This is a genomic window from Hymenobacter citatus (assembly GCF_014333615.1).
Classification (GTDB): Bacteria; Bacteroidota; Bacteroidia; order Cytophagales; family Hymenobacteraceae; genus Hymenobacter; species Hymenobacter citatus.
Genome location: NZ_JACSCY010000001.1, coordinates 472,994 through 485,436, shown reverse-complemented (window position 1 = coordinate 485,436; position 12,443 = coordinate 472,994). Strand labels below are relative to the sequence as shown.

The following is a 12,443-nucleotide window of genomic DNA, read 5'->3' as shown; positions in this document are numbered from 1 at the left end:
TATGTCGAGAAGCTTCCTCAGCGCCGTTCTAGTCTGTGGTTCCACTTGCTTTGCAGCCAGCAACACCCCCGACTATCTATTCGATTTCCACTCGCTGGTCGGGCCTGGCATCAGCGCGCCGGCAGCTCCGCCCACCCCCTATGGCGCCCTACCCTCTGCCCGGCAGCAGGCCTGGCATACCACGGAGGTATATGGCATCGTGCACTTCACACCCACTACCTTTGAGAACAAAGAGTGGGGTTATGGCGATGCAGACCCGAGCGTTTTCAACCCCACCGATTTCAACGCGGAGCAGATTATCAAGGCCGCGAAGGCTGGGGGCTTGCGCGGTATTGTGCTGGTAGCCAAGCACCACGACGGTTTTGCGCTGTGGCCCACCAAAACCACGACCTACAATATCTCGAAAAGTCCTTTCCGGGGCGGCAAAGGAGACTACGTGAAGGAGATGGAGCAGGCCGCCCGCAAGCATGGCCTGAAGTTCGGGGTGTACTGCTCGCCCTGGGACCGGAACAACGCCGCCTACGGTACCTCTGCCTACCTACCCATCTATCAGGCTCAACTGAAGGAGCTGTATACCAATTACGGGGAGCTGTTTATGAGCTGGCACGACGGCGCCAACGGCGGCGACGGCTACTACGGTGGCGCCCGTGAAAAACGCTCCATCGACAACACCACTTACTACGATTGGAATAACACCTGGGGCATCACCCGCAACATGCAGCCCATGGCCAATATCTTCAGCGACATTGGCTGGGATGTGCGCTGGGTAGGCAACGAGGAAGGCCATGCCGCCGAGACCAGCTGGGCCACCTTCACGCCCCGCCCGCCCGAGGGTAAAAACGTGGCTGTGCCGGGCCAGGCCAACTATCCGCAGAGCCCTATGGGTATCCGCAACGGCGAGTTCTGGATGCCCGCCGAGTGCGACGTACCGCTGCGCAAGGGTTGGTTCTACCACCCCACCGAGGCCCCCAAAACGCCCGACGTGCTGTTCGACCTGTACCTGAAAAGCGTGGGCCGCGGCGCCGCCCTCGACCTAGGCCTGGCCCCCGACACTCGCGGCCAGCTACACGCCGATGACGTAGCCGCCCTCAAAACCTTCGGCGATATGGTGCAGCACACCTTCGCAAACAACCTAGCCAAGGGTGCCCGCCTCACGGCCAGCAACACCCGCCACAGCACCTACGCCCCCGCCAAGCTGCTCGATGGCAACCGCCAAACCTACTGGGCCACCACCGATAACGTGCACACGCCCACCCTGGAAATGGCCTTCACCGGCCCCAAAACGTTCGATATCGTCAGCTTGCAGGAACACATTCCGCTAGGCCAGCGCGTGGAGGGCTTCACGCTGGAAGCCTGGCAGGATGGCGCCTGGAAACCGCTCTACACGGGCACCAGCATTGGCGCCAAAAAGCTGGTGAAGCTGGATGCCCCCGTAACGGCCACCAAACTACGCGTGTCGATTACCAATTCGCCGGTGTGTGTGGCCCTGAGCGAGGTAGGTGTGTATAAGCAGACTAGGTAGCAGCCTCCAACCAGTAATCAGTGGTTTGCGCTAGGCCGCTGGTTGCTGGTGTGTAACCCGACGTGTGCTGATAAAAGTGAGGTTTCTGATGGCCATACGAGTCATGTTCCCGTATGTAAAACCTTTTACTTCACTTAAATCAGATTTTATTGACTTTTTCGACGCCAACCACAGCATGCAGGTTTTTCTCTAAAGTAGTTGGCAGCGGCTTGCTTCTGAGTAGTTTGACTGTATACAGTGGTATAGCCCAACCCGTTGCTGTGCCCCGCGACACGCTGACAGCCCAGCAGAAACGTACCCGGCAGCTTGTGTTGGGGACTGGCTTTGTGGTGGGCTACGCGGTTTCGCTCAAATTGCTCAGCGACGCGTGGTACAAAGAATATCCTCACTCTCACTTTCACTTCTACGACGACAGCCACCACTGGAAACAGATGGACAAGGCGGGTCATTTCTGGACGGCCTTTCATGAAAGTCGCATAGGCGTGGATGCACTGCGTTGGGCGGGTACCTCCGAGAAAAAGGCCATCTGGCTTGGCAGTTTGGTTGGCCTGGCGCTGCAAACGCCTATCGAAATATTGGATGGCATGAGCGAGGGCTACGGCTTTTCGAACAGCGACATGGTAGCCAACGCCGCCGGCGCGGCGGGGGTGCTGGGGCAGCAACTGGCCTGGGGCGAAATCAGGGTGATGCCAAAGTTCTCGTTTCATAGCACCTCCTACCCCACCACCCGCCTCGAAAGCCTGGGCAACAGCTACGCCGGGCAGGTGCTGAAAGATTACAACGGCCAAACCTACTGGCTCTCAACGGATATATCCCGCTTCCTACCCTCTGGTACGCGCTATCCTAAATGGCTGAACGTGGCCGTAGGCTACGGCGCTGCCGGGATGGTAGCAGGCGACCCGGCCCAAAACCGGGCACTGGGCTACCGGCCGTATCGCAAGTTCTACCTCTCCCCCGATCTGAACTTAATGAATATTCCTACCCGCAGTGGTCTGCTGCGCACAGCCTTTTACGTGCTCAGCATAGTGCGCGTACCCGCGCCGGCCCTGGAATACAATACTAAGCGCGGACTCGTGTTTCGCCCGCTCTATTATTAACCCGCCCATCCGCGCAGAGCTGCTATCTGCTGGCCGGCGTTAGCTCTCATCCCGGCCCCCGGTAGCATCAAGCTGCCCGGCTACCCGGTTCCAGCCCGACGCTGCGGGCACCGGCTGGGGTGGGCGACGTAGCAGAAGTCAGTTTCCGCTATTCGTCACTGGTAGCGGCTTTCTGTTGGGCCGGCACTTCCCCTTTTGTTTTCGGACCAAATTGGTAGTGCAAGCTGATGCGTCCGAGTAGTGCGGCGAGAGGAACCTGCTCCTGCCCTACTGTTAGCAACGGGGTGGTATCTGTGCGCTGGGTGGTATGCAAGCGGGCTTGTGGAACAAACACTGGCGCGGCTATTCCCCCTTGGGCCGTTAACTTGAACCGCTTCCAGTGATACCCGTAGCTGACTGCCGGTTCCAGCGTGACGCCCTGCAACTGCTCGTACCGATATTGGTAGGCCCTACTGTTGGGATGGTCATCGTAGTACGAAAAATCCAGGTAGCGAGAGTAAGCCAGGCGAAGACCAAAAACCAACTCTCCTTTCGCCCACGTCTTCCCTATGTTGAGCTGACTAAAGGCGGTCCAGTATCGGGCCCTTGTATACTCCTCGCTTTCAGACAGTGATACAAAGTACCAGGAGCTGTTAATATCCTGTATTCCTACCCCAGTATACACTTCTATCCGATTGAGGCGCCGATAGTTCAGCCGACCAAAGTATCCTGCTCCGCCTTGTAGGACATAGTTATTATTGTTCTGCTTATAACGACTAAAAAGCGTAGTGCGAGTGTGGGTAAACGGATCGAGTGCTACCGTGCTGAACACGGCCAGGTGGTTGGTTGCTGCGTAGGACACCTGCAAATTGGCGCCGCCACCCCAGCCAGCCGCTATCTGTAACTGCCCCTTCTGGTCGTGTAGGGGAGTCAACAGAGCTTTCGGGATGTAATAGTCACGCTGTGCAAAAGCCATTTTGGGTAAAAGCACTATGAGTAGCATGCAATAGCGAAGTAGGAGGCCAGACATATACCAGAATTTTGTGCAGCCCAAACGTAAAGCGCTTACCACCGCTACTCAACCCAAAACACTGCTCTATCTGACTTCTAATAACAACAGGATTCATATGCATAACTTTGTATATCAAACACATACAGGCGGTTAAACGGACTTCACACTAGCCTTTTTGTGAGAAAATACTATATACTGCATATACAGATAGTATGCACGCCTACCATTTTCAATAAATACCTTGTATCTTTGCGCTGCAACCAACTGACCATCATCATGCTACCATCCATCACTATGAAAAAGAGCACTGTGGCCGTTTCGTCGTTTCTGCTGCTGAGCAGCTTGGGGTCGTTGAGCTTCCTGGCTTCCCAGGTACGGGACCTGAACCTGTTTTTTGACCTGCACGACGGCGAGGAGCTGCATTTCTAACGCTGCCTCCCCACACGGCTGATTAATATAACAAAACCCCGCCTCTGGTGGGGTTTTCTGCGTTTGGAAAAGTAGCAAAAGGAGCATTAGCCCGTAAGCCCCTATCTTCACCCCAAATTAGATAGCCACCCTTTCCTCTCAAGCAGGGCCTGACACATGCAGATCGAAGAGTTTTTCACGCTATTTTTAGAAGAACTAAAAAGCAACGCCAAGCTTACTACCTACTATAAATTCCTGGAAAACCCCGCCAGCTTCGAGTTTCGCAAGGCGTATGTGGTGCAGCGGCTCCAGTATATTCTGGACCACCTGCCTACTACCGATGCTGCCATCTGGGATTGTGGCTGCGGCTATGGCACCACGGCCATCTTTCTAGCGCTCAACGGCTATAAGGTACACGGCACTACGCTTGAGTTTTACTTTGCGCATATTCCGGAGCGCCTACAGTACTGGGCACAGTTCGGCGACGTATCGGGCTTCACGTATAGCTACGAAAACCTGTTCGACGCGCCCCCGCCGCCCGCGTCCTACGACCACATCATCATTCAGGACACGCTGCACCACCTGGAGCCGTTGCAGGATGCGCTACGCATTTTCAATCAGGCGCTTCGGCCCGCCGGCAACCTCATTATTGTGGAGGAAAACGGCGGCAACGTGGTGCAGAATCTGAAGCTGTATCTGCGGCGCGGCAACAAGCGCATCATCGAAATCTATGATGAGCAGTTGAAGAAGAAGATTTTGCTGGGCAATGAGAACATTCGTCCGCTGGCTACCTGGCGGCGCGAGTTGCAGAAGCAACAGCTCACCATCTACCCCGCCGATGTGCAGTATATCCGGCTGTTTCCGCCATTTATGTTCAAGCAAAACAATACGCTGGAGCTGGTACAGCGAGAGGACCAAATATGGCGCCGCAACGCGTTGCTTAAAGAAAAGCTGTATTTCGGCCTGAACTTCGTGGCAGGAAAAACGACGGAGCCCCGCAATGCGTAGCCATGCGGCTCTCTTTACTGACTGTGTAGCAGCCTAGTACTTTGCCCTTTGCACGGATCTGGTTGCCCTACCCTGCTTGTCCGACAAAACCGTTTTAGTAGATCTTCTTCCTACCGGCACGCTTTGTTCTACGGGCTCCGCGAGATGGAGCCTACTTTTTTTCTGCACTTTCGTGCCTACAGCCGTATAAGAGCTGCATACAACACCTAATCGTTTCTAACCCCTACCCCATGGAATTGACTTCGCTCAAGGAGCAGATCAGCTACATTATTGGCCGCGACATGGCCCGCAATTTCTCGCAGCAAGGTCTCGACCTGAACGTAGACGTGCTGGCGCAAAGCATGAAGGACGCCCTGAGCGGCAAGCCCAGCGCCCTTTCCAACGAGCAGATTCAGGCCGCTATGCAACAACTGCAAGAGCAGCTGGGCGGCGCCGAAGAAGATGACACCCAAGACCCCAACGCCGTGAACAACAACAAAGCCGAAGGCGAAGCCTTCCTCCAGGAAAACAAAAGCAAGCCGGGCGTGACTACCCTGCCCAGCGGCCTGCAATACGAAGTTCTGACCGAGGGCAACGGCCCCAAGCCTACCCCCAGCTCGTCGGTGACCACGCATTACCACGGCACGCTCATCAACGGCAACGTGTTCGACAGCAGCTACCAGCGCGGCCAACCCGCTACGTTTGGCGTGAACCAGGTAATTGCCGGCTGGACGGAAGCCCTGCAACTGATGCCCGAGGGCTCGAAGTGGCGCCTGTACATCCCCTCGGACCTAGCCTATGGCAAGCGTGGCGCCGGCCGCGACATCGGCCCCGACTCCACGCTCGTTTTCGACGTGGAGCTGCTGAAAGTAAATAACTAACCAGCTGTTTCCCCGGCACTCGTTGCGTCTTCTGACCCGGCGGCTGTCGGGGAAACCTTTTTTCTGCCTTTTCCTACGGACTTTTCTACTCCTCTCCCTGAAGCTACGCAGCCCGACCTGCCTACCCTGCGCAGCGAGGACAATCGCCTGGAGCTGACGGCTACTACCCTGCGCGTGCACGACCAGCGCTACAGCCTGCTGGAGCTGGAGGCCGCCGAGCTTACCCCCGTGCGCTGGCTGCTCTGGTATATGCTGGGCGCCTTGGTGCTGGCGGGGGTGCTGCTGGCTTTCCTGCAAAACTGGCTGCGCACCCTACCCACCGCGCTGGGCCTGACGATAGGTGCTCTGCTACTGGCCTATGGCCACCGCGGCACCAACCGGCTGCGCCTGTACCGGGCCGGCCGCGAAGCCACATACTTTGCCCTCCCCGGCGACCCGGCCGCTTGGCAACCCCTGATTCGGGAGCTGAACCGCCGTATCCGGGCCCAGCATGATGCCGCCGCGGCCCACGCCGCACAGCTGCTGGCTGCCCTCGCCCCGCCCGACGTTACTCTAGAAGACCCACCTACCGACTCGTTTTAACCCGTCATTGCCTCAACCACGCGTCCAATGGTTTTGCTTTACCTTTGACGCGCTTGTTTCACAGGTTAGTACCATCGTTTTCCCTCCTATTTTCTATGGACTCCAAACACCAGCACACCGCCATTTCTACGGCAGGCTTGCTTATTGCCCTGGGTATTATTTACGGTGATATTGGTACCTCCCCGCTCTACGTAATGAAGGCCATTGTGCCGGGCACCATCGACCCGATTCTGGTGTACGGCGGCATTTCCTGCGTGCTCTGGACGCTCACGCTCCAAACCACCATCAAGTACGTGCTCCTGACGCTAAATGCCGATAACAACGGCGAAGGCGGCATTTTCTCGCTCTACGCACTGGTGCGGCGGCGGGCGGCCTGGCTCACCATTCCGGCCATTGTGGGCGGCGCGGCTTTGCTGGCCGATGGCGTGATTACGCCGCCCATTTCGGTGTCGTCGGCGGTGGAAGGCCTGGAGGCCATCTATCCCAACATCCCTACCGTACCCATCGTCATTGGTATTCTGCTGCTGCTGTTTTTATTGCAGAGCTTCGGAACGCAGATTGTGGGCAAGGCTTTCGGGCCTATTATGTTCTTATGGTTCAGCATGTTGGCTGTACTGGGCATACTGGGCATTGTGCAGCATCCCGAGATTCTAAAGGCGGCTAACCCCTACTATGCTTACGACTTGCTAGTGAACTATCCCGGTGGTTTCTGGCTGCTGGGCGCCGTGTTTCTGTGCACCACGGGGGCCGAGGCGTTGTACTCCGACCTGGGCCACTGCGGCAAGGGCAACATTCGCATCAGCTGGACTTTTGTGAAGCTGTGCCTGCTGCTCAACTACTTCGGGCAGGGCGCCTGGCTGATGAGCCACGCGGGCGAACAACTGGATGGTCGCAACCCGTTCTATGCTCTCATGCCCGAATGGTTCTTGATCATCGGTATCGGCATTGCGACGATTGCAGCCGTTATTGCCTCGCAGGCGCTTATCACGGGGTCGTTTACGCTGGTAGCGGAAGCCATTCGCCTGAATATGTGGCCCAAAGTAAAGCTTAACTACCCTACCGACGTGAAAGGCCAGTTGTTTGTGCCCAGCATGAACCGTCTGTTGCTGTTTGGTTGCATTGGGGTGGTACTATATTTTCAGCGTTCCGAGCATATGGAAGCGGCCTACGGCCTAGCCATCACCCTCACCATGCTGATGACGACGCTGCTGCTCACCATGTGGCTGCGCAGCAAGCGGGTGCCCATGGCCGCTATTGCGCTGTTTGTGCTGCTCTATGGCAGCATTGAAGGGTCGTTTCTGGTAGCCAACCTTATCAAGTTTCCGCACGGCGGCTGGGTGTCGCTGGCCATTGGGGCGGCGCTGGTGAGCGTGATGTACGTGTGGCTGCGGGCCTTCTACATCAAGAAGCGCCTCACAGAATTTGTTAAGATTGACCCGTATATGGAGTCGCTCAAGAACCTGAGCCACGACGATTCCATCCCCAAGTATTCCACCCACCTGGTGTTCATGACCTCCGCCGAGCGGGCTTCCGAAATCGAGTCGAAGATCATCTATTCCATCTTCCAGAAGCGTCCCAAGCGCGCCGACATCTACTGGTTTGTGCACGTAGACACCACCGACGAGCCGTATACCATGGAGTACAAAGTGGTAGAGCTGGCTCCCAACGACGCCTTCCGCATCACGTTCCGCCTGGGCTTCCGCGTCGAGCAGCGTATCAACCTGTACTTCCGCAAGGTGATTGAGGACTTGGTGCGCAACAAGGAAGTGGACATTACCTCGCGCTACGAGTCGCTGAGCAAGCAGCACGTGACGGGTGATTTCCGCTTTGTGGTGCTGGAGAAGTATCTGTCCGTCGAAAACGACTTCCCTACCGTGGAGAAGCTCGTGATGCAGGCGTACTTCTACATCAAGCAGTTCATTGCCTCGGAAGACAAATATTTTGGTCTCGATACCAGTTCCGTGAAGGTAGAGAAGGTGCCGCTGGTCATTGCCCCCGTGCGCGACGTGGCCCTCAAGCGCATCAGCTAAGCCCTACCCATCGGTAACAAAAAAGGCGACCCATACAGGTCGCCTTTTTTGTTGCCGAAGGGTAGGGCTTGGGAATTGTTTAGGCTAGCCAGAACAAAGTAGAGATGCACTCCTTTGCATCTCGTTGTTTGCACTTCCCCCCTTGTTGCCTACTTCCGGAGGTGCTCTTAATTTAAATGTAACACTTTACAAGTGTGTATTTTAAATCCAATAATATAATAATATTAATATACAAATATACCTAAAATCGGGTATTGTACGCCGCAGCCCTTTCTGTGATTTTTGCAATCTAAAACTGTAAAAATCATATTAATGAAACACGTTTACGTATCTTCCTTTCGGGCGGCAAGTATACTGGTGGTGCTATTTTCGCTGGTCTCAGCGTATCCGGGATGGGCGCAGAACTGGAGCGGTTTAGCGCATAGCAACTACGGGGGCACGCAGAACGTCTATCTGAATCCGGCTTCGTTGGCCGACTCCCGGCACGCTGCCTACCTAAACCTGGGCAGTGGCAATGCCACCTTTTATAACACCTACCTGCAGCTGCAGCTGCCAAGCCCGTCGCTGAAGTTCCTACGGAGCGGCCAGGAGTTGCGCGAGCGGCATTTGCAGGAGCAAGGCGGTGGTGGACCCTACTTCGCCACGTTTACAGGCGAAGCGCGACTTCCTTCTTTGATGTTGGCCATAGGTAAGCAGCAGGGCATTGCGTTTAGCAACCGGGTGCGTGCGTTTGTGCAGACCACTAACGTAAGCGAAAACCTGGCCCGGGTGGCCCGTTATGGTCTGGATGATGCCGATAGCCTGGGGCTGTCCAACGACAATAACTTTACCCTAGCGGCCGGCGCCTACCACGAATTTGCCTTTTCCTACGCTCGTACGTTTACGGCCAATCAAACGCATTTCTGGAAGGGCGGCATCACGGCGAAATACCTGGTGGGGCTGGCCGGCGGCTACCTGCAAAGCGAGGGCACCGGCTACCAGGTATACAACGAAGACAGCGTGCAGCTGCGCAGTGCCAACCTGAGCTACGGCTTCACAAACCCTGAGCTCTACGATGAACGGGACTTTAGCGTGGGTTCCCTCTACGGTAAGCAGCGCCTGGGGCGGGGCGTTGGGTTTGATGTGGGGGTAGTGTACGAATGGCGGCCCGACCACGACCAGTACGACTACCAGATGGATGGCCGCACTTGGGAAAATGCTACCCGCAACAAATACCGGCTCCGCCTGGGCCTGGCCCTCACCGATATAGGCGCCATCCGCTATAATAATGCGCAGTATGTGCGCCAGGCGCGGGTAGCCAATAGCCAAACGCTGCAACTCGGGCAGCTCGACACCATCCAGATTCGCAACGCCGATGACATTGCGCCTACCCTGGACCGCCTGATTGGGCTTTCCGAACAGAGCCAGCGCTTCACCACTTACCTACCCACTACCCTGCGCCTCAGCGCCGACTACCGCCTGCTCAACCACCTATATACTGGCCTGCAGTGGACCCAAAGCCTGCTACCAGACCGGACCATTGGGCATCGCTCTATCAGCAGCCTGGTGCTCACGCCGCGCCTGGAGTTTAGCCGCGTTGAGGTAGCAGTACCGGTTCTGCTCACCAACCGCTACCGTTCGCTGCAGTTGGGGGCCATGGTGCGCCTGGGCCCGCTGCTGATTGGCTCCGATAATCTGGGCGGCCTACTGGGCCAAACCGCCGTCACCGGCGCAGACCTGTACGTGGGCCTGGGTTTTGCCCTGCACAAAAAGCGGCTGAAAGATCGGGACAAAGACGGGGTCAGCAACAAACTGGACAAGTGTCCTAAGGTGAAGGGCACCTGGGCGCTACAGGGCTGCCCTGACCAGGACGGAGACGGCATAGCCGACGCCGCGGACGCCTGCCCTACGGAGGCGGGCCCCAACGAAAACAAAGGCTGCCCCCTACCCCCGGCCCCCGAGCAACCGGCTCCAGCGTCGCCGGCGCCTACCCCTGAACCCGCCGCACCGTCGCAGCCAGAGCAAAGCGTTGCCCCTACCCCGCCGACGACGCCTACCCCCTAGCAGCCATTGCCGGCCCCCGCAACGGCTCCTACTCCCCCCACTGACCTGCTATAGGCCACCGTGCTACCACTAAAACCAGGTAGGCGCCAGCAGCTTCGTGCTGGCGCCACCACCTCTAGTTTTTCTTCCTTCACCAACCTACAAAAGCAGATGCAGCACTTATTTACCTCACTCCGCACGGTACTTGCCTCTTTGGGCATGTGTACGGCACTAGGACTTCTCGGGGGAAGTGCCCATGCGCAAAGTACGCCTACCTGGGCCAGCGCGCAGCGCGTCACCTCTACGGGCGCCAACAGCGGCAGCTACGGACAGAGCGTTGCCGTTAGCGCCGATGGTAGCCAGTACGTGACCGGTGCCTTTGCCGGCACTATCACGCTGGGCACCACTACGCTGACGGCGGGCGCGGGCACTACCCATTTGTTTTTGGCGAAGTATAGCGCGGCCGGCGCGGTGCTATGGGCCATCAAGCTCGACGCCAGCGCTTACGCTTCCAGCACAGTAGCCGTAGATGCCGCCGGCAACGCATACATGGCAGGAGAATTTGATTCGACCATCACGCTGGGTACCACCACACTTACTACCTCCGCTTACGATGCGTACGTAGTGAAGTACGATGCGCAGGGCATGCAGCAGTGGGTCCGGCAGGGGGGCACTGCCGGCACTACCTCCCGCGGCATCGCCACCGATGCGAGTGGCAACGTGCTGCTCACGGGGCACTTCAACACCTCCGTCGCTTTTGGTGGCACGCCCCTCACCGGGGGTGGCATCTATTTCTACCGGTTCTCCCCCGCAGGAAATGTGCTCCAGGCTACCCGGGTTGCCAGCCAGGGCTTTGCCTATGGCCTCACCGCCGACAACACGGGTAATACATACATAACGGGCGAATTCACCGATGCCGTCGTCTTCGGAACTACTACCCTCACCAGCGCGGGCCGCTCGGACCTGTACGTGTGCAAGCTCGACGCGACGGGCACTGTGCTCTGGGCCCGGCGGGAAGGTGGTCCGAACGAAGACGTGGGCCTGAGCGTGGCCGTTGATGCCAACGGCAACCCGGTAGTGGGTGGCTACAGCGACGGCGTGCAGGTGGGCGGTCAGCAAACCAGCAAACTCTTGTTGGCCCGCTACTCCAACCAAGGCACGGCGCTCTGGAACCGGCAAATCACGCCGGGCGAGGTAGGAAACTATAAAGTTACTGCCGTAGCGTACGACGGCCGCGGGGGCTACTATGTCACGGGTAGCAGCCGCGGCAGCACGGTCTTTGGCGCCACCACCGTCACCAGCGCGAGCGAAAGTGCCTTTGTGGCCCGCTACGACAGCCAGGGGGCGGCGCAGTGGGCAGGTCAGGTTGGGGCCGCCACCGCGGCAGATCAGTCCAGCGGCTTTGCCATTGCCACCGATGCTAGCGGCAATACTTTCGTCACGGGAGCGGCCGTGGGCACGCTGACCTTCGGGACGCTGCCGGCGGTGACGTTTACCAGCCCCAGCGCATTTTTGCTCAAACTCACGGCCGGCGGTGTTATTGCCGCCAGCGCCCAACGGACTGTTGCCGCCCCCTTGGCGGTGTACCCGAATCCGGCGTCTGGCCGCGCCACCATTGTAGTACCCGCTACGGAAGGAGGCACGCTAGAGCTGCTCGATGTGCAGGGGCGCTTGCTGCGGCACCAGGCATTGCCTGCAGGAGCCGATGCGCATGCCGTTTCGCTGGCTGGGGTAGCGCCGGGCGTCTACCAGCTGCGTACCACGTCGTTGCGCAAGGGCCAGGTCAGACAGGCTCGATTAATTATATACTAATACCCTGATTGAGAGCAACTCACCTAGAAAGACGAGTGACTAAGCCATGCTGCTGCGCTGGCCTGCCGTGCCAAGTAGCGCAGCAGCACGGTACTTTCCACTGCTGAATTG

The 12,443-nt window shown here is 57.7% G+C and carries 10 protein-coding genes; 9 read left to right on the top strand and 1 reads right to left on the bottom strand.

Annotated elements, in window-relative coordinates; all coding sequences use genetic code 11:
- Position 1 precedes the first annotated feature (1 nt).
- Together H8B15_RS01980 and H8B15_RS01975 are read left to right on the top strand one after the other, a co-directional pair.
- Positions 2-1,522: an alpha-L-fucosidase gene (locus H8B15_RS01980; RefSeq protein ID WP_187317969.1), complete on the top strand. Its 1,521-nt coding sequence runs from the start codon at positions 2-4 to the stop codon at positions 1,520-1,522.
- A 224-nt stretch (positions 1,523-1,746) separates the two neighbouring features.
- Positions 1,747-2,619 carry a DUF2279 domain-containing protein gene (locus H8B15_RS01975; RefSeq protein ID WP_216859039.1) on the top strand — a complete coding sequence of 291 codons (873 nt, stop codon included), beginning with the start codon at positions 1,747-1,749 and terminating at the stop codon, positions 2,617-2,619.
- 148 nt (positions 2,620-2,767) lie between these two features.
- On the opposite strand, the gene H8B15_RS01970 is transcribed toward H8B15_RS01975, so the two are convergent.
- The gene (locus tag H8B15_RS01970) at positions 2,768-3,574 is read right to left on the bottom strand and encodes a hypothetical protein (RefSeq protein WP_187317968.1); all 807 of its coding nucleotides are present in this window, start codon (positions 3,572-3,574) and stop codon (positions 2,768-2,770) included.
- A gap of 330 nt (positions 3,575-3,904) precedes the next feature.
- On the opposite strand from H8B15_RS01970, the gene H8B15_RS21150 reads away from it, so the two are divergent.
- The 7 genes from H8B15_RS21150 (at position 3,905) to H8B15_RS01940 (ending at position 12,332) form a co-directional block, all read left to right on the top strand.
- The gene (locus tag H8B15_RS21150; RefSeq protein ID WP_281383859.1) at positions 3,905-4,039 is read left to right on the top strand and encodes a hypothetical protein; all 135 of its coding nucleotides are present in this window, start codon (positions 3,905-3,907) and stop codon (positions 4,037-4,039) included.
- Between the two features lie 156 nt (positions 4,040-4,195).
- On the top strand, positions 4,196-5,026 hold the full coding sequence (locus H8B15_RS01965) for a class I SAM-dependent methyltransferase (protein WP_187317967.1): 831 nt from the start codon (positions 4,196-4,198) through the stop codon (positions 5,024-5,026).
- A gap of 230 nt (positions 5,027-5,256) precedes the next feature.
- The gene (gene bamJ / locus H8B15_RS01960; RefSeq protein WP_187317966.1) at positions 5,257-5,886 is read left to right on the top strand and encodes a BamJ family beta-barrel-assembly machinery protein; all 630 of its coding nucleotides are present in this window, start codon (positions 5,257-5,259) and stop codon (positions 5,884-5,886) included.
- 174 nt (positions 5,887-6,060) lie between these two features.
- Positions 6,061-6,468: a hypothetical protein gene (locus H8B15_RS01955; protein ID WP_187317965.1), complete on the top strand. Its 408-nt coding sequence runs from the start codon at positions 6,061-6,063 to the stop codon at positions 6,466-6,468.
- Between the two features lie 95 nt (positions 6,469-6,563).
- Complete coding sequence (locus H8B15_RS01950) at positions 6,564-8,498, top strand: KUP/HAK/KT family potassium transporter (protein WP_187317964.1); 1,935 nt, start codon at positions 6,564-6,566, stop codon at positions 8,496-8,498.
- A 312-nt stretch (positions 8,499-8,810) separates the two neighbouring features.
- On the top strand, positions 8,811-10,541 hold the full coding sequence (locus H8B15_RS20925; protein ID WP_246455268.1) for a DUF5723 family protein: 1,731 nt from the start codon (positions 8,811-8,813) through the stop codon (positions 10,539-10,541).
- A 198-nt stretch (positions 10,542-10,739) separates the two neighbouring features.
- Positions 10,740-12,332, top strand: a complete 1,593-nt coding sequence (locus H8B15_RS01940; protein ID WP_187317963.1) for a T9SS type A sorting domain-containing protein — start codon at positions 10,740-10,742, stop codon at positions 12,330-12,332.
- Positions 12,333-12,443: the final 111 nt, after the last annotated feature.

Bases quoted from the DNA above. Each gene is read 5' to 3' on its own strand.
- H8B15_RS01980 (WP_187317969.1), top strand. From the start codon at position 2: ATGTCGAGAAGCTTCCTCAGCGCCGTTCTAGTCTGTGGTTCCACTTGC.
- H8B15_RS01970 (WP_187317968.1), bottom strand. From the start codon at position 3,574: ATGGCTTTTGCACAGCGTGACTATTACATCCCGAAAGCTCTGTTGACT.
- H8B15_RS21150 (WP_281383859.1), top strand. From the start codon at position 3,905: ATGAAAAAGAGCACTGTGGCCGTTTCGTCGTTTCTGCTGCTGAGCAGC.
- H8B15_RS01965 (WP_187317967.1), top strand. From the start codon at position 4,196: ATGCAGATCGAAGAGTTTTTCACGCTATTTTTAGAAGAACTAAAAAGC.
- bamJ (WP_187317966.1), top strand. From the start codon at position 5,257: ATGGAATTGACTTCGCTCAAGGAGCAGATCAGCTACATTATTGGCCGC.
- H8B15_RS01950 (WP_187317964.1), top strand. From the start codon at position 6,564: ATGGACTCCAAACACCAGCACACCGCCATTTCTACGGCAGGCTTGCTT.
- H8B15_RS20925 (WP_246455268.1), top strand. From the start codon at position 8,811: ATGAAACACGTTTACGTATCTTCCTTTCGGGCGGCAAGTATACTGGTG.
- H8B15_RS01940 (WP_187317963.1), top strand. From the start codon at position 10,740: ATGTGTACGGCACTAGGACTTCTCGGGGGAAGTGCCCATGCGCAAAGT.